At 72.9% G+C, this 21631-nt stretch carries 19 protein-coding genes and 1 tRNA gene; 2 read left to right on the top strand and 18 right to left on the bottom strand.

The window, feature by feature from the left end; translation table 11 throughout:
• Positions 1 to 3: 3 nt before the first annotated feature.
• The 16 genes from K1X13_RS12445 to K1X13_RS12370 all read right to left on the bottom strand — a co-directional run bounded on the left by K1X13_RS12445 (position 4) and on the right by K1X13_RS12370 (position 18102).
• Positions 4 to 672: an L-threonylcarbamoyladenylate synthase gene (locus tag K1X13_RS12445; RefSeq protein WP_225914968.1), complete on the bottom strand. Its 669-nt coding sequence runs from the start codon at positions 670 to 672 to the stop codon at positions 4 to 6.
• Entirely contained in the window at positions 669 to 1520 is an 852-nt protein-coding gene (gene prmC, locus K1X13_RS12440; protein WP_221025355.1) for a peptide chain release factor N(5)-glutamine methyltransferase, read from the bottom strand. Before prmC ends, K1X13_RS12445 begins: the two co-directional genes overlap by 4 nt.
• Entirely contained in the window at positions 1517 to 2596 is a 1080-nt protein-coding gene (gene prfA / locus K1X13_RS12435) for a peptide chain release factor 1 (protein ID WP_221025354.1), read from the bottom strand. The genes prmC and prfA overlap by 4 nt, the downstream gene beginning before the upstream one ends.
• Before the next feature lie 84 nt (positions 2597 to 2680).
• Complete coding sequence (gene rpmE, locus K1X13_RS12430) at positions 2681 to 2902, bottom strand: 50S ribosomal protein L31 (protein WP_221025353.1); 222 nt, start codon at positions 2900 to 2902, stop codon at positions 2681 to 2683.
• A 114-nt stretch (positions 2903 to 3016) separates the two neighbouring features.
• Positions 3017 to 4342 (bottom strand): multidrug effflux MFS transporter, encoded by a 1326-nt coding sequence (locus K1X13_RS12425; protein ID WP_308249535.1) that lies wholly within the window; start codon positions 4340 to 4342, stop codon positions 3017 to 3019.
• On the bottom strand, positions 4339 to 5895 hold the full coding sequence (locus tag K1X13_RS12420) for a sensor histidine kinase (protein ID WP_221025352.1): 1557 nt from the start codon (positions 5893 to 5895) through the stop codon (positions 4339 to 4341). The genes K1X13_RS12425 and K1X13_RS12420 overlap by 4 nt, the downstream gene beginning before the upstream one ends.
• Positions 5892 to 7352, bottom strand: a complete 1461-nt coding sequence (locus tag K1X13_RS12415; RefSeq protein WP_225915163.1) for a glycosyltransferase family 2 protein — start codon at positions 7350 to 7352, stop codon at positions 5892 to 5894. The genes K1X13_RS12420 and K1X13_RS12415 overlap by 4 nt, the downstream gene beginning before the upstream one ends.
• Entirely contained in the window at positions 7352 to 8404 is a 1053-nt protein-coding gene (locus K1X13_RS12410) for a HEAT repeat domain-containing protein (protein WP_221025350.1), read from the bottom strand. Before K1X13_RS12410 ends, K1X13_RS12415 begins: the two co-directional genes overlap by 1 nt.
• Positions 8401 to 8775, bottom strand: coding sequence for a response regulator transcription factor (locus K1X13_RS12405; protein WP_221025349.1), 375 nt, complete (start codon positions 8773 to 8775; stop codon positions 8401 to 8403). The genes K1X13_RS12410 and K1X13_RS12405 overlap by 4 nt, the downstream gene beginning before the upstream one ends.
• Before the next feature lie 135 nt (positions 8776 to 8910).
• Entirely contained in the window at positions 8911 to 10791 is a 1881-nt protein-coding gene (gene rho / locus K1X13_RS12400; protein ID WP_221026053.1) for a transcription termination factor Rho, read from the bottom strand.
• Between the two features lie 333 nt (positions 10792 to 11124).
• Positions 11125 to 12027 (bottom strand): homoserine kinase, encoded by a 903-nt coding sequence (thrB, locus tag K1X13_RS12395; RefSeq protein ID WP_308249534.1) that lies wholly within the window; start codon positions 12025 to 12027, stop codon positions 11125 to 11127.
• 14 nt (positions 12028 to 12041) lie between these two features.
• Positions 12042 to 13148: a threonine synthase gene (gene thrC, locus K1X13_RS12390; RefSeq protein ID WP_372450698.1), complete on the bottom strand. Its 1107-nt coding sequence runs from the start codon at positions 13146 to 13148 to the stop codon at positions 12042 to 12044.
• Positions 13145 to 14473 carry a homoserine dehydrogenase gene (locus tag K1X13_RS12385; protein ID WP_221025348.1) on the bottom strand — a complete coding sequence of 443 codons (1329 nt, stop codon included), beginning with the start codon at positions 14471 to 14473 and terminating at the stop codon, positions 13145 to 13147. The genes thrC and K1X13_RS12385 overlap by 4 nt, the downstream gene beginning before the upstream one ends.
• A 91-nt stretch (positions 14474 to 14564) precedes the next feature.
• Positions 14565 to 15965 carry a diaminopimelate decarboxylase gene (gene lysA / locus K1X13_RS12380; protein ID WP_221025347.1) on the bottom strand — a complete coding sequence of 467 codons (1401 nt, stop codon included), beginning with the start codon at positions 15963 to 15965 and terminating at the stop codon, positions 14565 to 14567.
• 6 nt (positions 15966 to 15971) lie between these two features.
• On the bottom strand, positions 15972 to 17642 hold the full coding sequence (gene argS, locus K1X13_RS12375; RefSeq protein ID WP_221025346.1) for an arginine--tRNA ligase: 1671 nt from the start codon (positions 17640 to 17642) through the stop codon (positions 15972 to 15974).
• Between the two features lie 55 nt (positions 17643 to 17697).
• Positions 17698 to 18102, bottom strand: a complete 405-nt coding sequence (locus K1X13_RS12370; protein ID WP_221025345.1) for a response regulator transcription factor — start codon at positions 18100 to 18102, stop codon at positions 17698 to 17700.
• A 59-nt stretch (positions 18103 to 18161) separates the two neighbouring features.
• On the opposite strand from K1X13_RS12370, the gene K1X13_RS12365 reads away from it, so the two are divergent.
• A tRNA-Arg gene (locus K1X13_RS12365) sits at positions 18162 to 18233 on the top strand.
• Positions 18234 to 18536: 303 nt separating this feature from the next.
• Positions 18537 to 19883 carry a choice-of-anchor P family protein gene (locus K1X13_RS12360; RefSeq protein WP_221025344.1) on the top strand — a complete coding sequence of 449 codons (1347 nt, stop codon included), beginning with the start codon at positions 18537 to 18539 and terminating at the stop codon, positions 19881 to 19883.
• A gap of 15 nt (positions 19884 to 19898) precedes the next feature.
• On the opposite strand, the gene K1X13_RS12355 is transcribed toward K1X13_RS12360, so the two are convergent.
• Both K1X13_RS12355 and K1X13_RS12350 read right to left on the bottom strand, forming a co-directional pair.
• Positions 19899 to 20852, bottom strand: coding sequence for an LCP family protein (locus K1X13_RS12355; RefSeq protein ID WP_221025343.1), 954 nt, complete (start codon positions 20850 to 20852; stop codon positions 19899 to 19901).
• A complete protein-coding gene (locus tag K1X13_RS12350; RefSeq protein WP_221025342.1) occupies positions 20849 to 21508 on the bottom strand; it encodes a hypothetical protein in 660 nt (219 codons plus the stop codon). The genes K1X13_RS12355 and K1X13_RS12350 overlap by 4 nt, the downstream gene beginning before the upstream one ends.
• Positions 21509 to 21631 lie beyond the last annotated feature (123 nt).

The raw sequence follows: 21631 nt of genomic DNA, 5'->3' as shown, positions 1-21631 counted from the left end.
CGGCTACCCCTCGTCCACGATGGTGGCGCCGAGCGGGGCGACGATCTCCTGGAGCCGCTCGAGCGGGACGGCCCCGAGCCGGAGCACCCGCCCGGTCTGGCCGGTCACGTCGACGATCGTCGAGGGCACGGGTCCGGCGCTGGGCCCGCCGTCGAGGACCACGTCGACCGCGTCGCCGAGCATCGACTCGGCCTGGTCGGCGTCGGTGGCGGCGTCGAGGCCGGTCCGGTTGGCGCTGCTGACCGCGAGCGGGCCGGTCCGCGCGAGGAGCTGGAGCGCCACCTCGTGGTCGGGCATCCGCACCGCGACCGTGCCGCGTGTGTCGCCGAGGTCCCACTGGAGCGACGGCTGCTGCCGGCAGACCAGGGTCAGGGGTCCGGGCCACAGCTCCTGGATGAGCGCCCGGGCGTACGACGGGACGCCCACGGCGAGGGCGTCGAGCGTGGTCGGGGTGGAGACCAGCACGGGCGGGGGCATCTCGCGGCCCCGCCCCTTCGCCGCCAGCAGCCGGCGCACCGCGGCGGGGTCGAAGGCGTCCGCCCCGACGCCGTACACGGTGTCGGTGGGCAGCACGACGAGCCGGCCGCGCTGGACGGCCATCGCCGCCTCGGCGAGGCCCGTCTCGCGCTCGGTCTCGTCAGAGGTGTCGAACCTGGTGCTCACGGACGTCATCGTGCCAGCCGGGCGGTGACGAAGCGTGCACGACCTGCCAGATCGGGGTTGTCCCGTACGTCGCACCAGCGGCCCGCGGCGGCGAACACCGCGGGCGCCGACTCCCCCTGGACGTCGGCGTGCTCGGCGCCCGCCCAGCCGCCGGCCCGCAGCAGCCGCGCGGCGACCCGCTCGAGCACCCGGATCGCGTCGAGGCCGTCCTCCCCCGACCACAGCGCGAGCGCCGGGTCGTGGTCGCGGGCCTCCGCGGCGACGGACTCGAACGCCTCGAGCGGGATGTAGGGCGGGTTGCAGACCACCACGTCGACGGTGCCGTCGAGGTCGGGAAAGGCCGCGGCCATGTCCCCCTGCCGGAGGTCGACCCCGGAGCCGGAGAGGTTGCGGACGGCCCAGGCGTGGGCGTCCTCGTCGAGCTCGACCGCGTGCACCTGCGCCTCGGGCACCTCGGTGGCCAGCGCCAGGGCCATCGCGCCGGAGCCGGTGCAGAGGTCCACCACCACCGGGGTGCGTCCCGCGGCGAGCACCTCACGGGCCCGGTCGACGCCCCAGCCGGCCAGCAGCTCGGTCTCGGGGCGGGGCACGAAGACCCCGGGGCCCACGGCGAGCTCGACGTAGCGGAACGCGGCGCTCCCGGTCAGGTGCTGGAGCGGGACCCGGGCGGCGCGCCGCCGTACCAGCTCCTCGAACTCCGCGACCTGCTCCTCCGACGCGTCGGCGGCGGAGCGCACCGCCAGGCGGGGCACCCCCAGCACGTGCGCGAGCAGCTCGGCGGCGTCGTAGTCGGGACTCGCCACCCCGGCGGCCGCGAGCTCGTCGACGGCGGCGGCGAGCAGGTCCCGCGGGATCACTTCTGCGACTCGAGGGCGTCGAGACGGGCCGCGAGGTCGGCCTCGACGCAGGAGCCGATGACCGCCTCGAGGTCGCCGTCGAGGACCGCGTCGAGGTTGTGGGACTTGTAGCCGGTGCGGTGGTCGGAGATCCGGTTCTCCGGGTAGTTGTAGGTGCGGATCCGCTCGGAGCGGTCCACGGTGCGCACCTGGGACTTGCGCGCGTCCGAGGCCTCGGCGTTCGCGGCCTCCTCGGCGGCGGCGAGCAGCCGGGCGCGCAGGATCCGCATCGCCTGCTCGCGGTTCTGCAGCTGGCTCTTCTCGTTCTGGCAGGAGACCACGATCCCGGTGGGCACGTGGGTGATCCGCACCGCGGAGTCGGTGGTGTTGACGCTCTGCCCGCCCGGCCCCGAGGAGCGGAAGACGTCGATGCGGAGGTCCTTGTCCTCCACGACCACGTCGACCTGCTCGGCCTCGGGCATCACCAGCACACCGGCCGCGGAGGTGTGCACCCGGCCCTGGCTCTCGGTCACCGGCACCCGCTGCACCCGGTGCACGCCACCTTCGAACTTCAGCAGGGCGTACGGCGCCTCGCCGGGGGCGGGCGTCCCCTTGGCCTTCACCGCGACGGTCACCGACTTGTAGCCGCCCAGGTCGGACTCGGTCGCGTCGAGCTGCTCGGTCTTCCAGCCGTGCCGCTCGGCGTAGCGGGTGTACATCCTCAGCAGGTCGCCGGCGAACAGCGCGGACTCCTCCCCGCCCTCCCCCGACTTGATCTCGAGGATCGCGTCCTTGGAGTCGGAGGCGTCGCGGGGCACGAGCAGGTGCCGCAGCCGCTCCTCGGTGGTCTCCCGCCGCGCGGCCAGCGCCTCCGCCTCCTCGGCGAACGCGGGGTCCTCGGCCGCGAGCTCCTTGGCGGCGCCGATGTCGCCGCCGAGCTGCTGCCACTCCCGGTAGGTGCGCACGATCGCGCTCAGCTCGGCGTACCGCTGGTTCAGCTTCTTCGCCAGCCCCTGGTCCGCGTGGATGCTCGGGTCGGCGAGCCGCTGCTCGAGCTCGGCGTGCTCGGCGACGAGGCCGTCCACGGCTTCGAACATCGGGTGTCACCTTTCGGGAAGGGGGTGTGCGGACAAGAAAAGCGCCGGTCCACGCAGTGTGCGTGAACCGGCGCTGAGGCGAAGCTACTTCTTCGCGGCGTCCTTCTTGGCGTAGCGGGCCTCGAAGCGGGCGACGCGGCCGCCGGTGTCGAGGATCTTCTGCTTGCCGGTGTAGAACGGGTGGCACTGGGAGCACACGTCCGCGTGGACCTTGCCACTGGTGGCGGTGCTACGGGTGGTGAACGTGTTGCCGCAGGTGCAGGTCACCGCGGTCTCGACGTACTCCGGGTGGATGTCCTTCTTCATGGGGTTTCCTCTCGAGGGTTTTCGGTCGCCGGGTCACACCCACACGTCTGAGGGCACGGGAACCGGAACCAGCCATCTAGTCTGCCAAACATCGGGCGTGGGGTGTTAATTCCCTCAGTCCAGGGCGACCGAGGGGTCCCGCCGGACGACGCCGTACATCAGCAGGGCGGCGAGCACGGTCACGGCGACCATCACCCCGCCCATCGGCACCGCGCTGGCGCTCCCGAAGAGGCCGACCAGCGGCGCGATCGCCGCCCCGACCCCGAACTGCACCGCGCCGAGCATGGCCGCGGCGGTGCCGGCCGCCTCGCCGTGCCGGGTGAGGGCGAGCGCGGGAGTGTTCGGCAGGGAGAGCCCACCGGCCGCGATCACCACCCCGAGCGGCACCAGCACGCCGATGAGCCCGCCGAAGCCGGTGGCCCCGGCGACGACCAGCGCGAGCGCCGCGGTGACCGCCACCAGGATCGCGCCGGACAGCACGTTGACCACGCCGAAGCGGCGGATCAGCAGCGGGTTCACCTGCGAGGCGACCGTGAGCCCGGCGGCGTTGACCCCGAAGACCAGCCCGAAGGTGCGCTCGTCGAGTCCGTAGCCGTCCTGGAGGACGAAGGAGGACCCGGACACGTAGGCGAAGATCGAGGACATCATCAGCCCGGCGATGAACACCAGCGCCAGGAAGGAGCGGTCCCCCACCAGTCCGCGGTACGTCGCCAGCGTGGCGCGCGGGTTCGCGGGGCGCCGGCGTTCGGGTGGCAGGGTCTCCCGCAGGCCGAGCACGGCGACCACGGTGAGCAGGAGCGCCGCCCCCGCGAGCACCCCGAAGATGCCCCGCCACGAGGTCAGCTCCAGGACCAGGCCGCCGAGGGACGGCGCCAGGATCGGGGCCAGCCCGATCACGAGCATGAGCCGCGACATCAGCTTCGCGACCGCGTAGCCGGAGAACAGGTCGCGCACGATCGCCATCGCCACCACGGAGATCGCGGCGCCGGCGAAACCCTGGAGGACCCGCACCCCGGCCAGCACGTAGATGCTCGGCGCCACCGCGCAGAGCAGGGAGGCGACCAGGTGGGTGACGAGGCCGGCCACGAGCGGACGCCGGCGGCCGAAGGCGTCGGAGAGCGGCCCGATCAGCAGCTGGCCGACCGCGAGCCCGCCGAGCATGCCGGTGAGCGTGAGCTGGGTGGCCGCGTCGGACGCGCCGAGCTCGGCGGAGATCGACGGGAACGCCGGCAGGTACATGTCGATGGTCAGCGGCCCCAGCGCGATGAGCGCGCCGAGCACCAGCACCAGCTGCACGTAGCGGCCCCCGGTGGGCGCGGGGACGGCGGTGGAGCGGGAGGGACCGGGCTCCGCCGGGACGGCCGGGGCCCCCGCGGCGTCCGTCCCCGCGACGGCGGGGCCGCCGGGCAGGAGGCTCTGGTCGGTGGGTGCGTTGGTCACTCCGGGGTAATCGCGGTCTCCGGGCGTTTTATTCCCCCCGCCGGGACCCGGGCCACACCGTCCAGCGCCCGGGGCACGACCAGGCGAGCGGTGGTGCCCTGCCCCTCGACGGACTCGACGACGAGCCGCCCGCCGTGGTTGTCCGCGATGGTCTGCACGATGCGCAGGCCGAGACCGGTCCCGGGGATCTCCGCCTCGAGGGCGTTGGAGGCGCGGAAGAAGCGGGTGCCCAGGGTGGCGAGCTCGGGGGACGGGATGCCCAGGCCGTTGTCGACGACGGAGACCACGGCGTTCCCGTCGGTGTCGGTGAGCCGGATCAGCACCTCGCCGCCGTCCACGGAGAACTTCACGGCGTTCGAGACCAGGTTGAGCAGCGCCCGGGACAGCTGCCCGGCGTCGCCGTTCACGAGCACGGGGTATCCCGGGCCGGAGGTGTGGACGCGCACGCCGGCCCGGGCGGCCATGTCGGCGACGTCGTGCGCGACGTCGGTGGCCAGGTGGCTGAGATCGAGCACGTCGAAGGAGGTGCGGAACGCCTCGGCCTCCACCGAGGAGAGCGTGAGCAGGTCCTCGATCAGGGTGCGCAGCCGGTCGACGTTGCGGCGCACCACCGTGAGCATCCCCTGCTGCTGGGCGCTGCAGCCCTCCTCGAAGCCGTCCGCGAAGAGCTCGACGTACCCGGCGATGCTGGTCAGCGGGGTCCGCAGCTCATGGGAGACGGTGGAGACGAAGTCGTCCTTGGCCCGGTCCAGCGCCCGCAGCCGGTCGACGACCTGGGCCTCGCGGCCGCGCGACTCCTGGTTCTCCACGGCGAGCGCGTTCAGGGCGGCCGCGACCCGGCGGACCTCCCGCGGCCCGGTGGTGGTGACCCGGGCCGCCAGGTCCCCCGCGGAGAGCCGCTCGACGCTCGCCTGCATGGCGTGCAGCGGCTCGCTGACCCGTCGCACCAGCCGCAGCCCGAGCAGGGCGGTGGCCAGCAGCCCGAGCACCGAGGTGAGCACGACGAACCCGACGGTCGCGCGGACCCGGTCACGGGCCTGCGCGACCAGGGCGTCGACCTCGCCGTCGAGGCCCTCGCTGACCTCCTGGTGCCGGTCGAGGAACGCGTCGAAGAGGCGCTGCCCGCGGGTGAGGTAGGCCGGGCGGTACGGACCGGCCTCCCCGGTCACCACCCGCTGGGAGAAGCCCATCCAGCCGCGTGCGGCACGCACCTCCGCGCGCACCTTCGGGCGCATCGCCGGGTCGTCCGCGACCAGCCGCTCGAGCCGGTCGATCTCCACCTCCGCCGCGCTCAGCGCGAGCCGGTAGGCATCGGCGTACCCGCTCCCGTCGCTGAGCGCCCATCCCCGCGCGTCGGCCTGCGCCTCGGACAGCCGCTGGCGCAGGGCGAGGTTGCTGTACGCCGCCGAGCGCAGGTCCTCGGTGAGGACGCCGACGTCGCGCGCGAGCCTCGTCGCCCCGAGCGTGCCCGCGACCGCGATCGCTGCCACCAGGAACACCATGCACAGGAGCAGCAGCACCACGTGACCGCGGACGCTGTCCCGCCTCGTCATCGCCGGTCGAACCCGCGCCGCTGCATGTTGCCCCAGTCGTGGGGCCGCCGGCGCCACGCCTCGACGGTCCCGCCGACCCGCCACAGGGCGTTGAGCTGCCGGTAGCCGACGTTCTCCTCCACCGCGGCCCACATCGCGATCAGGAGGTCCTTGAGGCCGCGGTACCGGCGGAACGAGAGCTGCTCGACGAGGACCGCGGTGAGGGTGAGCACGATCGCGTAGAGCACCGAGACGGTGAGCAGCAGCCACAGGATGTCGCGGTTGACGAGGCCGGAGGTGTAGAGGCCGGCCTCCTCCACCCCGAACAGGACGAGCACGAAGGTCAGGTAGAGGAAGCCGAACGCCTCCACGAAGGGGGCGGCCAGCTCGAAGGCCACGAACCACGGCATGGTGACCATGCCGATGATCCCGTAGCGCGGGCGGAAGATCATGCCCTTGTGCCGGACCAGGATCTCGGTCAGCCCGCGGTGCCAGCGGCGGCGCTGCTTGCGGAGCACCGCGGTCGTCTCCGGCACCTCGGTCCAGGCCACGGGCTCGGAGACGAAGACCACCCGCCCGTCGACGTCGTTGTCGCCGATCCAGCGGTGCAGCCGCACCACGAGCTCGGCGTCCTCACCGATGCAGTCCGTGGCCAGCCCGCCGAGCTCGAACAGCACGTCCTTGCGGAACAGGCCGAAGGCGCCGGAGATGATCAGCAGGCCTCCGAGGCGCGACCAGCCGCTGCGGCCGATCATGAACGCCCGGAGGTACTCCACGACCTGGATCCGCGGCAGCCACCGGCGCGGCATGCGTACGTCGACCACGCGGCCGCGCCGGATCTCGCTGCCGTTGGCGATCCGGACCACGCCCCCCGACGCGAGCACCTTCTCGGGGTCGTCGGCGAACGGCCGGGAGACGTGCAGCAGCGCGTCGGGGTCCAGGATGGAGTCCGCGTCGACCATGCACACGAGCGCCTTGCGCGCGGCGTTGATGCCGACGTTGAGCGCGTCGGCCTTGCCGCCGTTCTCCTTGCACACCAACAGGACGTTGTGGCTCCCCCGCCGGCTCAGGTACGTGCGCAGCACCCGGCCGCGGGTGGGGATGCGGGAGGGCACCACGATCGGCGCCTCCACCATGTCGAACGCCTCGACCATGAGCCGGACCGTGTCGTCGCGCGACCCGTCGTCGACGACCACGACCTCGAAGTCCGGGTAGCGCATCGCGGTCATCGCCCGGACCGCCTCCACGATGCCGGCGGCCTCGTTGTAGGCCGGCATCAGGATCGAGATGCCCGGGGCCAGCGGCTCCGCGAACGTCTCGTCGTACGCCGCGAAGTCGGACCGGCGCAGGTAGCTGTGGAAGTCGAGCACGGCCAGCGCGGTGAGCCCCAGGAAGCTGGTGTTGATCAGCACCGAGTAGGCGATGAAGAACCAGCCGAGGACCGTCACCGCTCCGGTGAGCACCGAGAACAGGTCCATCACGCCGCCGCCCGGATCCGGTGCACCGCCAGGGCCTCGGCGGCGTACTGCGACGGGTGCGCCTCGAGCGCGTGTAGGCCGGACGCGCCCAGCCGCAGCAGCGCGGCGGCCGCGGCCCGGTCGGCCTCCCGGCGGTCACTGCCGAGCGCGGCGACGAGTCCGTCGACGGCGGCGGCGTCGCTGATCTGGCCGAGCGCCCGCGCGGCGGAGACCCGCAGCTCCTCGGACTCGTCGCGCAGGGCGGCCACCAGCGCGGGCACCGCCGCGGGCACCCCGATCTGACCGAGAGCCTCGGCCGCGGCGGCCGGGAGGCCGGGGTGCTGTCCGGCCCCGAGCGCCTCGACGAGCTGGTCGGCGGCGCGGACGTCGCCGAGCAGGCCCAGCGCGGTCGCGACCAGCGCGGCGCGACGGCCCTGCGGCAGGGCGTCGCGGACCCCGCGCAGCTCGCGGCGCAGGTACGGGGCGGCCGGAGGGCCGATCCGCTGCAGGGCGGCGATCACATCCCGGGTCAGCGCGGGGTCGGTGGTCACCGCGTCGAGCAGGGGCACCACCGAGATCGGGTCGCCCACCTGGCCCAGCCCGCGCACCGTCGTACGACGGACCAGGAAGCGGCGGTCCTCGAGCAGGCCGAGCAGGACGCGGACCCCGTCGGACTGGCCGAGCGCGCCGAGCTGGTGGGCGCCGCGGCTGCGGCGGACCATCGAGCGGGCGGTCGCGTTGGCGTGCGCGTGGTAGGCGGCACCGCGGCTGAGCAGCAGGGTCACCAGCAGCTCGCGGGAGTCGCCCTTGATCTTCGGGAGCATGGTGAACACCTGCTCCTCGACCCGGCGCCAGCTCCGCCCCTCACGGGAACGCAGGGTCGTGAGGGCGTCCGCGGACTCGTCCGCCTCGCCGAGCAGCGCGGTGAGCAGCAGCCGGCGCACCTCGTCCTGCCGTCGTGCGGTCACCCTCTCGACGAGCTCGGTGAGGACCCGGACGACGACCAGGACCACCACGAGGACGACGGTGAGACCGCCGAGCACGAGCAGGAGGAGGCGGAGCCCCTCGCTCACACACCACTCCGCTGCAGCACGGCGGTGACCCGCGACGCGAGCTCGCGGGGGCTGAACGGCTTGACCACGTAGTCGTCGGCGCCGACGTTGAAGCCCTGCTCGATGTCGGTCTCCTGAGCACGGGCGGTGAGCAGGATGACCGGGATGCCCGCCAGCGACGGGTCCTGGCGCAGCTCACGGCAGGCGTCGAAGCCGCTCATGCCCGGCATCATCACGTCGAGGACCGCGAGGTCGGGCAGCTCGGCGCGGCACGCCTCGACGGCGGCGGCACCGTCCCCGACGGCGACCACGTCGTGGCCGGACTGCTGGAGCTTGAAGCGGACGAGGTCGCGGATGTCCGCGTCGTCATCGGCAACGACGATCTTGGCCAAGGCTCCCCCGAGGAAGTCGAAATGTGGCGATGTGGGCGTTTACCAGGATACGCAACGGGGGGGCGTCGCGTGCACGAACACGACGGGCGGACCCGGAGGTCCGCCCGTCGTGTCGGTGATGTCTGTGCTGCTGCGTCAGTCGCCGTCGCGGCCGTTGCTCGCCATCGGCGTGGTCTTCTGGACCTGCATGAGGAACTCGACGTTGCTGTGCGTCTTCTTGAGCCGCTCGAGCAGCAGCTCGAGAGCCTGCTGTCCGTCGAGGCCCGAGAGCACCCGGCGGAGCTTCCAGACGATGGAGAGCTCCTCCTTGCTCATCAGGAGCTCCTCGCGACGCGTGCCGGACTGGTCCACGTCGATGGCCGGGAAGATCCGCTTGTCCGCGAACTCGCGGCGCAGGCGCAGCTCCATGTTTCCGGTGCCCTTGAACTCCTCGAAGATGACCTCGTCCATCTTGGACCCGGTCTCGATGAGCGCGGTGGCGAGGATGGTCAGCGAGCCGCCGTCCTCGATGTTCCGGGCGGCACCGAAGAAGCGCTTCGGCGGGTACAGCGCGGACGAGTCCACACCACCGGAGAGGATCCGGCCGCTGGCGGGGGCCGCCAGGTTGTAGGCGCGGCCCAGCCGGGTGATCGAGTCGAGCAGGACGACCACGTCGTGGCCGAGCTCGACGAGCCGCTTCGCACGCTCGATGGCGAGCTCGGCGACCGTGGTGTGGTCGGTCGCGGGGCGGTCGAAGGTCGAGGCGATGACCTCGCCCTTCACCGTGCGCTGCATGTCGGTGACCTCCTCCGGACGCTCGTCCACGAGGACGACCATCAGGTGGGTCTCCGGGTTGTTGGTGGTGATCGCGTTCGCGATCGCCTGCAGCACCATCGTCTTGCCGGCCTTGGGCGGCGAGACGATCAGGCCGCGCTGGCCCTTGCCGATCGGGGCCACGATGTCGATGACCCGGGTGATCAGGACGTTCGACTCGGTCTCGAGGCGGAGCCGGTCGGCGGCGTACAGCGGGGTCAGCTTGGAGAACTCCACCCGCGACTTCGCCGACTCGACGTCGGCGCCGTTGATGCTGTCCAGGCGGACGAGCGGGTTGAACTTCTCGCGGCGGTCGCCCTCGGCGGGCTGCTTGACCAGACCGGTGACCGCGTCACCCTTGCGCAGGCCGTACTTGCGGACCATCGAGAGGGAGACGTAGACGTCGTTGGGACCGGGCAGGTAGCCGCTGGTCCGGACGAACGCGTAGCTGTCGAGCACGTCGAGGATGCCGGCCGCGGGGACGAGGACGTCGTCCTCGCGGATCTGCGTGTCCGGCTCGTCGCGGCGGCCGCCGCGCTCGCGGTAGTTCCCGCGGTCGCTGCCGCGGTCGCTGCCGCGGTCGCTGCCACGGTCGCGGTCGCGGCCCCGGCGGCGACGGTTGCGGCGGCTGCCGCCGTCGTCGTCACCCCGGTTGTCGCCCCGGTTGTCGGCACCCCGGTTGTCACCCCGGTTGTCGCCGCGGTTGTCGGCACCCCGGTTGTCGCCGCGGTTGCGGTCGCCCTGGCCGCGGTTGTCATCGCGGTCGCCACGGTTGTCGCCGCGGTCGCCGCCACCCTGGTTCTTGTCGCGGTTGCGCTCGCCGCGGCCGCCCTGGTCCTGGTCGCCACGGCTCTCCTGGCGGTCACCGTCGCGCGGGGACTGCTTGTCCTCGGTGCGCTCCTGGCCGCGGTCCGCGGGCTGCTCGGTCCTGGCCTCGCCCTGCGACTTCTCGCCCTGCGGCTTCTCGCCCTGCGGCTTCTCGGCCTGGGGCTTCTCGGCGCGCTGCCGCGCGGCGCGAGCCGGCTTCTCGGCGGGGGCGCTGTCCGTCGCCGGAGCGGCGGCCTGCTGGGCCGGCGCACCGTTCTGGGCGCCCTGCGGCTGACCGCCGGCCTGGCCACCCGACTGGGCGGCCTTGATGGCGTCGATCAGCTGGCTCTTGCGCATGCCGCCGACGCCCTTGATACCCAGGCCGCCCGCCATCTGCTTGAGCTCGGGCAGCAGCATCCCGCTGAGTCCGCTGCCGGAGCGGCGCTTCGCGGGGGCGGTTTCGGTAGTTTCCGTCACGTGAGGTCCTTCCCACGTCCAGGCCTGCCCAGTGTGCACCGGGGGCCAGTGTCGATGTGGTTTCCTGCTTCGAGCCAGGACGCCATGGACCCGTACGGGACCGTTGCATCCAGGACTGAGAAGTGCGAGGAAGAATGTGCACCGGACTCGGGTCAGCGCTGAGGCTCGACCAGTGGCGCATCTGCAGCGTAGCACTTTCTGCTCGCTGTGCTGGTGTTGTGGGTTACAACCCGGGCGGCGGCCTCTTCATTCCCCGGGGTCGCGGCGCGCTGGTCAGCCGCGTGCGGTGACGCGGACCCCGTCCCGGTCGACCGCGAGCGCCCTGACCTGCCAGCCCGAGGGCACGCGGGCCTCGACCTCGGCCCTGGTCGAGCCGTCGACGAAGGCGAGCACGGTCGGTCCGGCGCCGGAGACCACCGCGGGCACGCCGTCGGCCCGGAGCGCGTCCACCAGGCGCAGGCTCGCCGGCATCGCCGGCTCCCGGTAGCGCTGGTGCAGGAAGTCCTCGGTGGCGGGGTGCAGCAGCTCGGGCTGCCTGCTCAGCGCGGCCACGAGCAGCGCGGCACGCCCCGCGTTCGCCGCGGCGTCCGCGTGCGGGACGGAGTCCGGGAGCAGCCCACGCGCCACCTTGGTCTCGACCGGGTCGGGCGGCACGAACACCACCACCTGGACCCGGGGGTCCACCGACACCGACGTCGCGTGGAAGGTGCCGCCCTCGGCGCGGGCGATGGTGAACCCGCCGTAGAACGCCGGCGCCACGTTGTCGGGGTGCCCCTCGATGGTCGCGGCCAGGGCGAACACCGCGTCGTCGTCCATCAGCAGCGAGCCGCCCGCGACCAGGCCCCGGGCCGCGCAGATGCCGGCCACGATCGCCGCGGACGACGACCCCAGGCCCCGGCTGTGCGGGATCACGTTGTCGCAGGTCAGGCGCACCGCCGGCGTCTCACAACCCATCTCGGCGAACGCGCGTCGCATGGCCCGGTGCACGAGGTGGCTCTCGTCGAGCGGGACCTCGCCCCGCCCCTCGCCGCGCACCTCGATCACCGGAGCGCCGGACCCGCCGGTCACCTCCGCGGTGACCAGGTCGCGGAAGTCGAGGGCCAGGCCGAGCGAGTCGTAGCCGGGGCCGAGGTTCGCACAGGTCGCGGGCACCGAGACCTCGACGGGCCCGGTCACGAAGGTCGGCATCGTCACCGCAGCCCGGCGGCCTCTGCCGCCGCGTCGACGTCGGCCTCGACCACGGTGTCGACGAGGTCGGTGAAGGTGGAGAGCGCGGTGTCGATGTCCTTGAGGCCGTGACCGGTCACGGTCACCACCATCGTCGTACCGCGGAAGGACTCGCCGGCGGCGACGTCCTGCAGCACCCCGGCCACGCCGGCGGCGGAGGCGGGCTCCACGAACACGCCCTCCTCGTGGGCGAGCTGCCGCTGGGCGGCGAGGATCTCGTCGTCGGTGACGGCGCGGAACCGGCCGCCGGACCGCTCCCCCGCCTCGACCGCGAGGCGCCAGGAGGCGGGGTTGCCGATCCGGATCGCCGAGGCGACGGTCTCGGGGTCGCTGACCGGGCCGCCGACGACGAACGGCGCCGCGCCCGCGGCCTGCCAGCCGAGCATCCGCGGCTTGCGCGTGCTGCGGCCGGCCTTCTCGTACTCCAGGTAGCCCTTCCAGTACGCCGAGATGTTGCCGGCGTTGCCGACCGGCAGCACGTGCACGTCGGGGGCGTCGCCGAGGAAGTCGACGATCTCGAACGACGCGGTCTTCTGCCCCTCGAGGCGCATCGGGTTCACGGAGTTCACCAGCGCGACCGGGTAGCGCTCCGAGAGCTCGCGCGAGATCCGCAGGCAGTCGTCGAAGTTGCCGCGGACCATGATCACCTGGGCGCCGTGCACGATCGCCTGCGCGAGCTTGCCTGCGGCGATCTTGCCCTGCGGGATCAGCACCAGCGGCTTGACCCGGGCGCGCGCGGCATAGGCCGCCATCGACGCCGAGGTGTTGCCGGTCGAGGCGCACACCACGGCCTCGGCCCCCTGGCCGACGGCCACCGAGAGCGCGACCGTCATGCCGCGGTCCTTGAAGGAGCCGGTGGGGTTGTCGCCCTCGACCTTGAGCCAGACGTCGGCTCCGGTCAGCTCCGAGAGCCAGCGGCTCTCGACGAGCGGCGTGCCACCCTCGCGGAGGGTGTACGTCGGGGTGCCCGCGGGAAGGTCGAGCCAGGAGCGGTACTCCTCGATGACCCCGCGCCACTGGTGGGCCGCCGGGCCGTGTCCCCCGGCCGCGGGGGCGTCCGGCGTGGTCACTCGCCGTCCCCTTCCACCCGCATGATCGAGGAGACGTCGTGCACGTTCGGCATCGTCCGCAGCGCCTCGACGGTCGCCGCGAGATCGGCGTCGGCCGCCCGGTGGGAGACCACCACGAGCTGCGCGTCGACGCCGCGGCCCTCCTGGCGCACGGTCTTGATCGAGACCCCGTGGTCGGCGAACGTGTGCGCGACCTGGGCGAGCACGCCGGCCTTGTCGTCGACGTCGATCGCGACGTGGTAGCGCGTCTCGGTGCTCCCCATCGGCAGCACCTCGCACTGGGCGTAGGCCGACTCCCCCGCGCCGCGCACGTCCATCAGCCGGTTCCGGGCGACCGTCACCAGGTCGCCGAGGACGGCGCTCGCGGTCGGTGCGCCGCCGGCGCCGGGGCCGTAGAACATCAGCTGGCCGGCGGCCTCGCTCTCGACGAAGACCGCGTTGTAGGCCTCGCGGACGCTGGCCAGCGGGTGGCTGCGCGGGATCATCGCCGGGTGCACGCGGGCGGACACCGAGGGGCCGTCCGGGCCGTCGGTGAGCTCGCAGATCGCGAGCAGCTTGACCACGCTGTCCATCTCCCGCGCCGAGGCGACGTCGCTCGCGGTCACGTCGGAGATGCCCTCGCGGTAGACGTCGGCGGCGGTGACGCGGGTGTGGAAGGCGAGGCTGGCCAGGATCGCGGCCTTCGCCGCGGCGTCGTACCCCTCGACGTCGGCGGTCGGGTCCGCCTCGGCGTACCCGAGGTCCTGGGCCTCCTCGAGCGCCTCGGTGAAGCCGGCGCCGGAGGTGTCCATCTTGTCGAGGATGAAGTTCGTGGTGCCGTTGACGATGCCGAGCACGCGGCGCACCTTGTCGCCGGCGAGCGACTCGCGCAGCGGACGCAGGATCGGGATGGCGCCGGCGACGGCCGCCTCGTAGTACAGGTCGCGGCCGGCCTTCTCGGCGGCGGCGAACAGCGTGCTGCCGTCCTCGGCGAGCAGCGCCTTGTTGGCGGTGACGACCGAGGCGCCGTTCTCCAGCGCGGTGAGGATCAGCGACCGGGAGGGCTCGATGCCGCCGATCACCTCCACGACGAGGTCGATGTCGCCGCGGCTGACCAGGCCCGCCGCGTCGGTGGTGAGCAGGTGGGCCGGGACGTCGGCGTCACGCTGCAGCTCCGGGCGCCGTACGGCGACGCCCACGAGCTCGATCGGTGCGCCGACCCGGGCGGTCAGGTCGTCGGCCTGCTCGCGCAGCAGCCGGACCACCTGGCTGCCGACCGAGCCGCATCCGAGCAGCGCTAGCCGCAGAGGAGGGCGCACGGTGTCCTCATTTCTCTGGCCGTCCATGGCATTCATCTTCGGGTATCTCCCCAGGTCGGTCTGGTTCGGCGCCAACTCGTCCGCAGCGTGAGATGGCCGTCCGCCTTCCGGAACGGCGTCAGGCTCCCACGTCGGTGCGCAGCAGGTCGTCCTCGGTCTCGCGGCGCACGACGAGGTTCGCCACCCCGTCGCGGACCGCGATCACGGGCGGACGCAGCGCGTGGTTGTAGTTGCTCGCCATCGAGCGGCAGTAGGCGCCGGTGCCGGGCACCGCCATCAGGTCGCCCGGCGCGAGGTCCCCGGGGACGAACTCGTCCTTGACCACGATGTCGCCGGCCTCGCAGTGCTTGCCCACCAGCCGGCCGAGGACCGGGGCGGCGTCGGAGCGCCGGGACGCGATCGTGCAGGAGTAGTCCGCGTCGTACAGCGCGGTCCGGATGTTGTCGCTCATCCCGCCGTCGACCGACACGTAGGTGCGGGAGGCGCCGGCGTCGAGCGCGACCTCCTTGACCGTGCCGACCTCGTACACGGTGCACACCGAGGGCCCGACGATGGCCCGGCCGGGCTCGACCGACAGCGCGGGCACCGCGATCCCGAACCCGCGACACTCGTGCTCGACGATCTTGGTGATCTCGGTGGCCAGCTGGGCGGGGTCGGAGGGGTCGTCCTGGGTCGTGTAGGCGATCCCGAAGCCGCCGCCGAGGTCCATCTCCGGCATCTCCACGCCGAGCTCGTCGGAGACCCTGGCGTGCAGGGTGAGCACCCGGCGGGCGGCGACCTCGAACCCGGAGGTGTCGAAGATCTGCGAGCCGATGTGCGAGTGCAGCCCGAGCAGCCGCAGGCCGGGCGTCGCCTGCACCCGGCGGACCGCCTCGAACGCGTCGCCGGAGGTGATCGAGAAGCCGAACTTCTGGTCCTCGTGGGCGGTGGCGATGTACTCGTGGGTGTGCGCCTCGACGCCGGCGGTGACCCGGACCATCACCCCGGAGGTGACGCCGAGCTCGTCGGTCAGCCTGGCCAGCCGGTCGATCTCCTGGAAGGAGTCCACGACGATCCGGCCGACCCCGGCCTCGAGCGCGCGGCGCAGCTCGGCGGTCGTCTTGTTGTTGCCGTGGTAGCCGATCCGGGCCGGGTCGAACCCGGCGCGCAGCGCGACCGCCAGCTCGCCCGCCGAGCACACGTCGAGGCAGAGCCCCTCCTCGGCGACCCAGCGCGCGACCGTCGTGCACAGGAACGCCTTGCCGGCGTAGTACACGTCGTAGTCGGAGAACGCGTCGCGGAAGGCGCGGGCGCGGCCGCGGAAGTCGGCCTCGTCCAGGACGTACGCCGGCGAGCCGTGCTCGGCGACGAGGTCGCGCAGGTCCACGCCCCCGACCTCGAGGGCGCCGTCAACGTTCTTGCGGGCGGTGGCCGACCACAGCAGCGGGACGAGCGCGTTGACGTCCGCGGGCTGCCGCAGCCACGCCGGTCCCCGGTGGTTGCCCTCGGCGTGGGCCCATCCGGCCTCGTGTGCACGCACCGGCGATCACATCCGCTCGGGCGCCGAGACGCCGAGCAGTCGCAGGCCGTTGGCGAAGACGGTCTTGGTGGCCGCGACGAGCAGCAGCCGCGCCCGGTGCAGGTCGGTGGGCTCCTCGTCGCCCTGGGGCAGCACCCGGCAGAGGTCGTAGAACTTGTGGAACGCCGACGCGGTGTCCTCGAGGTAGCGGGCGACGCGGTGCGGCTCGCGCAGCTGCGCGGCGGCGGCGACCACCCGGGGGAACTCCGCGAGCGCCCGGAGCAGCTCGCCCTCCTTCTCGTGCGAGAGCAGCGACGGGTCGAACCCGCCGGCCTCGCCGGGCGCCTCGATGCCGAGGTCCTTGGCGTTGCGCAGGATCGACGCGAGCCGCGCGTGGGCGTACTGCACGTAGAACACCGGGTTGTCGCTCGTCTGGCGCGCCCACAGCTCGAGGTCGATGTCGATCGTGGTGTCGGTCGTGTAGCGGGCCAGCGCGTAGCGCGAGGCGTCCACGCCGATCGCGTCGACGAGGTCGTCCTGGGTGAGCACGGTCCCGGCCCGCTTCGACATCCGCAGCGGCTCGCCGTCGCGGAGCAGGTTGACCATCTGACCGATGAGGATCTCCAGGTTCACCCCGGGCTGGTCGCCGAACGCGGCGCACATGGCGTTCATCCGGCCGACGTACCCGTGGTGGTCGGCGCCGAGCATGATCAGGCAGCGGTCGAAGCCCCGCTCGCGCTTGTCGAGGTAGTAGGCGAGGTCGCCGGAGATGTAGGCGCCCTTGCCGTCGGACTTGACGATCACCCGGTCCTTGTCGTCACCGAACTTCTCGGTGCGCAGCCACAGGGCGCCGTCCTCCTCGTAGGTGTTGCCCATCTCGGTGAGCCGCTCGATGGCCCGCTTCACCGCGCCGGACTCGTGGAGGTTGTTCTCGTGGAAGTAGACGTCGAAGTCGACCCCGAAGTCGTGCAGGCTCTTCTTGATCTCGTCGAACATCAGGTTCACTCCGACGGCCCGGAACACCTCCTGTGCCTCGTCGTCGGGCAGGTCGAGGGCGTCGGGCTCCTTCGCGAGCACGGCCTGGGCGATCTCGACGATGTACTGGCCGCCGTACCCGTCCTCGGGCGTGGGCTCGCCCTTGGCGCTGGCGAGCAGCGATCGGGCGAACCGGTCGATCTGCGCGCCGTGGTCGTTGAAGTAGTACTCCCGGGTCACGTCGGCGCCGCTGAAGCTGAAGATCCGGCCGAGCGCGTCCCCGACGGCCGCCCAGCGCACACCACCGATGTGGATCGGCCCGGTCGGGTTGGCGGAGACGAACTCGAGGTTCACCTTCTCCCCCGCGAAGAGGTTCGAGGAGCCGTACGACGACCCGGCCGCGACGATCTGCGCGGCCAGCGCGCCCTGAGCGCCCGCCTCGACCCGGATGTTGAGGAAGCCGGGGCCGGCGATCTCCACCGAGGCGACGCCGTCGGCCTGCCCGAGCACCTCGGCGAGCAGCGTGGCGAGCTCGCGCGGCGGGAGGCCGGCCTTCTTCGCCAGTTGGAGCGCGACGTTGGTGGCGTAGTCGCCGTGCTCCCGCACCTTCGGTCGCTCCACGACCACCCGTGCCGGCACGCCGTCGGGCAGGGTCAGCGACCCCGCGTCGGTGAGAGCGGTCAGGGCGGCGACGATGGCGTCGGAGAGCTGTTCGGGAGTCACCGGTCAAGGGTATCCGCGAGCCCTCGGGGGACTCACCCCGATACCGTCCCGTGGATCAGGGCCGGCGGCTGCCGCGGCGCGCGTCGCTGGCGAGCCGCGTGACCACCTCGACGAGCTCGGCGGGCTCGAACGGCTTGGTCAGGTAGGCCTCGACGCCGAGAGCCTCGCCCCGGGACACGTCGGCGGCCTGGGCGCGCCCGGTGACCATCACGATCGGGATCCACGCCGTGGCCGGGTCGTCGCGCAGCCGGGCCACCACGTCGAAGCCGCTCATCCGGGGCATCATCACGTCGAGCGTGATCACGTCGGGCGCGAGCTCCACCGCGAGGTCGAGCGCGGCCTGCCCGTCGGCGGCGGTGGTGACCTCGAAGCCCTCGAGCTGGAGGTTCACGGCGATCAGCTCGCGGATCACCGCGGAGTCGTCCACGACGAGGGCGCGGAGCGTCGCTCTGGTCGACATCGGCAGCCCCCAATCACCTTGGCCCTGCGCGTCATGTACGCTCTTCGCGCACCCTAAGAGCCCCCGTAGCTCAGGGGATAGAGCACCGCCCTCCGGAGGCGGGAGCGTAGGTTCGAATCCTACCGGGGGCGCCGTTCCTTCTCTCCCCGTTCGCGCTGTTTCGCGCAACTTCTCCCCTCCGCTGTCCCCCGGGCGCGCAATCGTCCGCTTCGCGGCACTCCTCCCCTCGCCCGACTCGTCGGTCTCGGCCCGGTTTGCACCGGGAACCCGCGGGTAACTTCCCGCCGTGACAGACGTCACAGGCCAGTTCCGGACCGCAGCGTCACGTTTGCACGGCGCGGTCGTTCTCCTGGCACGGGCACGTGGGTCCGCCGGTCTCGGGTGGCCGGCTCGCTCGCTCGGCACCACACGTCACGAGTGAACGGGAAGTCACCTTGAACGCACGCATCGGGCTGCTCACACGGGCAGCCGCCACCGTCACCGCCCTCGGGGTCACGTTCTCCGGGGCCCTGGTCCTCGCCGCCGCGCCTGCCCAGGCCCAGCGGTACGTCACGCCCTACGGTTTCGAGGGCAGCGCCTTCGGCACCCGTGTCGTCAGCGGCGACGCCGGCCTGCGGTCCGGCCGCAGCGCATGGTCCCCGCTCGGCTGCACCAAGGAGGCCGGGGTCACCCGCGGCAACAAGGTGGCCTCGGTGCAGGAGAGCCCGCAGATCGACATCGGCGCGGTGACCAGCACCAACACCACCTACCGCCGGGCCAAGCGCGGGGTCGTCGGGGTCCGCGGGGTCAACCGCATCGCGGACGTCACGCTGCGCGGCTCCGACGGCGCCGCGCTGGCGCTGACCGGGCTCGCGACCCGCACCCACGTGTGGCGCAGGGACGGTGCCCGCCGGTTCGGCGCCAGCACGGACTTCTCCTCCTCGGACGTGTCGGTGACGGTCGCGGAGGACACCCCCGTCGAGGGCCCCCTCGGCGACCTCGTGCAGGGCGCCCAGGACGGGATCGATGGCGTGCTCGCCGCCCTCCAGGAGAACGGCGGCAGGATCGCGATCCCCGGGCTCGGCGTGGTCCGGCAGGGCTCGGCGTACACCATCGAGCGGGCCGGGATCGGCGTGGCCAGCGGCTACATGCTCCGGGTGACCCTCACCGACGGCACCGAGGTCCAGATCGGTCGCAGCTGGAGCAAGATGGTCCGCGACCTGCCCGCCGGCCCGATGGGCGGCGGCGCCACCGCGGTCGAGATCGACGCGCTCGCCGGCATCGTCCAGAGCGGCCGGATCGCCACCCAGCCGCTCCCCTGCGAGGGCACCCACGGCAAGGTCCGGCGGAGCCCGCTCGCCGGCGCCGACCCCGGCAACGCGGACGCGCTCGTCGTCGACGGCGCCCGCGCCTCGGCGTACGGCGTCCAGCGCTCCACCGGGGCAGCCCGCGGCTGGACCGAGGCGACCATCACCCGCGCCGCCCTGGGTGACGGGGCCGTGGTCCTCGGCGCGGTCACCGGCCGCGCCAACGTCAGCCAGAGCGCCGACGGCCGGGTCCGGGTCAACGCCGCCGGCACCACCATCGGCTCGCTGACCGTCAACGGCACCGAGCGGGCGATCCCCCGCGACGCGCGGTCCTTCGCGATCCCCGGCGGCACCGCGCGCGTCGAGGTGAACCTGGTCGAGCGGACCCGGCGCAGCATCCGGGTCACCGCCGCCAGGGTCACCCTCTTCGAGGGCACCGCCGGCGAGATCTCGGTCCGGCTGGGCACCGCGAAGGCGCTGATCCGCAGGAAGTGAGGTCCGGTCGGCGCCTCAGCAGCCGCCGTCGAGCGTGGCGTCGGCGCGGGTCCGGGCCGCGATGCTGCGCGCCTGGCCGATGTCGGCGAAGACCACGCTCGCCGCACCGACGTACCCGACGCGGCCGCCGATCACGCAGCCCTCGAGCTTGCGGGGGTCGATCCGGGTCGCCGCCTGCGCGAGGTTGTACAGCTCCGCCGGCCGCACGTTGGGGGTGTCGAGGTGGTTCAGCACCGACATCACGCCGCGCTCCATGAAGCCGGGCTCGGCCTGGTGGTAGCGGACCTGCGCGAGGATGCCACGCAGCGTGCGCTGCTGGTTCGCCGAACGGTCGAAGTCGCCGCCCGGGAACGGCTTGCGCAGCCGGGCGAAGACCATCGCCTGGATGCCGTTGAGCTTGTTGCGGCCCACCTCGTACCCCTTCGGCCGGACCGGGTCGGAGAAGGCGTACTTCGACGAGACGGTGATCCCGCCGATCGCGTTCACCATCGCCGCGAACCCGACGAAGCTGGTGGTGAACACGTAATCGGGCTGGATGCCGACCATGTTCCCCACCGCCTGCGCCATCAGCTGCGGGCCGCCGAAGTACATGGCGGCGTTGATCTTGTTGTTGCCGTGCCCGGGGACGTCGACCCACGAGTCCCGCGGGATGCCGATCGCGGTCGCGGCGCCGGTGCGCGTGTTGATCCCGACCAGCTGGATCGCGTCGGCCCGGCTGCGGGTCACCGACTGACCCGGCCGGGCGTCGGAGCCCAGGAGCAGGACCCACTCCACGGCCGGCGTGTGGTCCACGCCGTCGGCGGTCTCCACCTTCATTAGCGACGTCGGCGACTCCCGCACCGAGGCCGGGGGTACGACGACCGCCGTCATCGCCAGCACCACGCCGAGCAGCAGCGTCGTGCGCAGGCGGCGTGACGCGCCCCGGGACGGGTGGGCGAGGCGGCGGACGAGCTCCGCGGGCCGGTTCATCGGGATGCTCCGTTCGTCGTGGGGACCGCCGACCGGGCGACGTCGTACCCGAAGACCTTCCAGCCGCCGCCCGTCTGGCGGGTGAGCAGCAGCCGGCCGGTCACGGTGAGCCGGTGCACCGAGCCGTCCTTGTGCTCCTCGTCGAGGACCAGGCGGATCCGCGCGGTGATCCCGGCGACGTTCTCGCCCGGCAGCAGCACGTCGAGCAGCGCCCGCTTGCGGACCGGGCGCACCGAGACGATGTCGCCGCCGTTGCGGGCGTTGCTGAGCAGGCCGCGGTCGGCGCGGGCGCGGGCCTGCGCGCCGCGGGTGAAGGTGCCGAACGCACGCGAGAAGTCGGTACGGGGGTACTCACCGCCCAGGTACGCCGCGTCGAAGTACGCCGACAGCGTCCGGGCCACCTGACGCTCGACGAGCTGCTTCTGCGGCAGCCGCATCCGGCTGCCCACGACCCGCACGACCTCCACCTCCAGCGGCACCGGCCTGGCCTCGATCGTGGTGCTCGGGCCGGTGGCGGCGCTGGGCGGCACCGACGACGCGGGGGCGGTCGGCGCGGAGCCGGGTTCGTCCGTGCACGCCGCCGTGCCGAGCAGGCACGCGACGCAGGCGAGGACGGCCACGACACGCCGGAAGCGCGCGGGGGTGGGTGCGATCACGGGTGGTTTCCACATCCCTCGGGTCGGGTGCGACGTGAGCCTGGCTACACCGCATGGTCAACTGTCGATCCCGGCTGCAGCAACTTGCCGGGAAGGTCTAGCCTTGATGCCGAACACCCACCC

This window comes from Nocardioides jiangsuensis (assembly GCF_019679455.1).
GTDB lineage: Bacteria > Actinomycetota > Actinomycetes > Propionibacteriales > Nocardioidaceae > Nocardioides_C > Nocardioides_C jiangsuensis.
The sequence above is the reverse complement of the archived record's forward strand: the minus strand, read 5'-3'. Positions and strand labels throughout refer to the sequence as shown.

Coding starts and splice junctions, on each gene's coding strand:
- K1X13_RS12445 (WP_225914968.1), bottom strand. CDS start 672: ATGACGTCCGTGAGCACCAGGTTCGACACCTCTGACGAGACCGAGCGC.
- prfA (WP_221025354.1), bottom strand. CDS start 2,596: ATGTTCGAAGCCGTGGACGGCCTCGTCGCCGAGCACGCCGAGCTCGAG.
- rpmE (WP_221025353.1), bottom strand. CDS start 2,902: ATGAAGAAGGACATCCACCCGGAGTACGTCGAGACCGCGGTGACCTGC.
- K1X13_RS12420 (WP_221025352.1), bottom strand. CDS start 5,895: ATGACGAGGCGGGACAGCGTCCGCGGTCACGTGGTGCTGCTGCTCCTG.
- K1X13_RS12415 (WP_225915163.1), bottom strand. CDS start 7,352: ATGGACCTGTTCTCGGTGCTCACCGGAGCGGTGACGGTCCTCGGCTGG.
- rho (WP_221026053.1), bottom strand. CDS start 10,791: ATGCTGCTGCCCGAGCTCAAGCAGATGGCGGGCGGCCTGGGTATCAAG.
- K1X13_RS12385 (WP_221025348.1), bottom strand. CDS start 14,473: ATGGACGGCCAGAGAAATGAGGACACCGTGCGCCCTCCTCTGCGGCTA.
- K1X13_RS12370 (WP_221025345.1), bottom strand. CDS start 18,102: ATGTCGACCAGAGCGACGCTCCGCGCCCTCGTCGTGGACGACTCCGCG.
- K1X13_RS12355 (WP_221025343.1), bottom strand. CDS start 20,852: ATGAACCGGCCCGCGGAGCTCGTCCGCCGCCTCGCCCACCCGTCCCGG.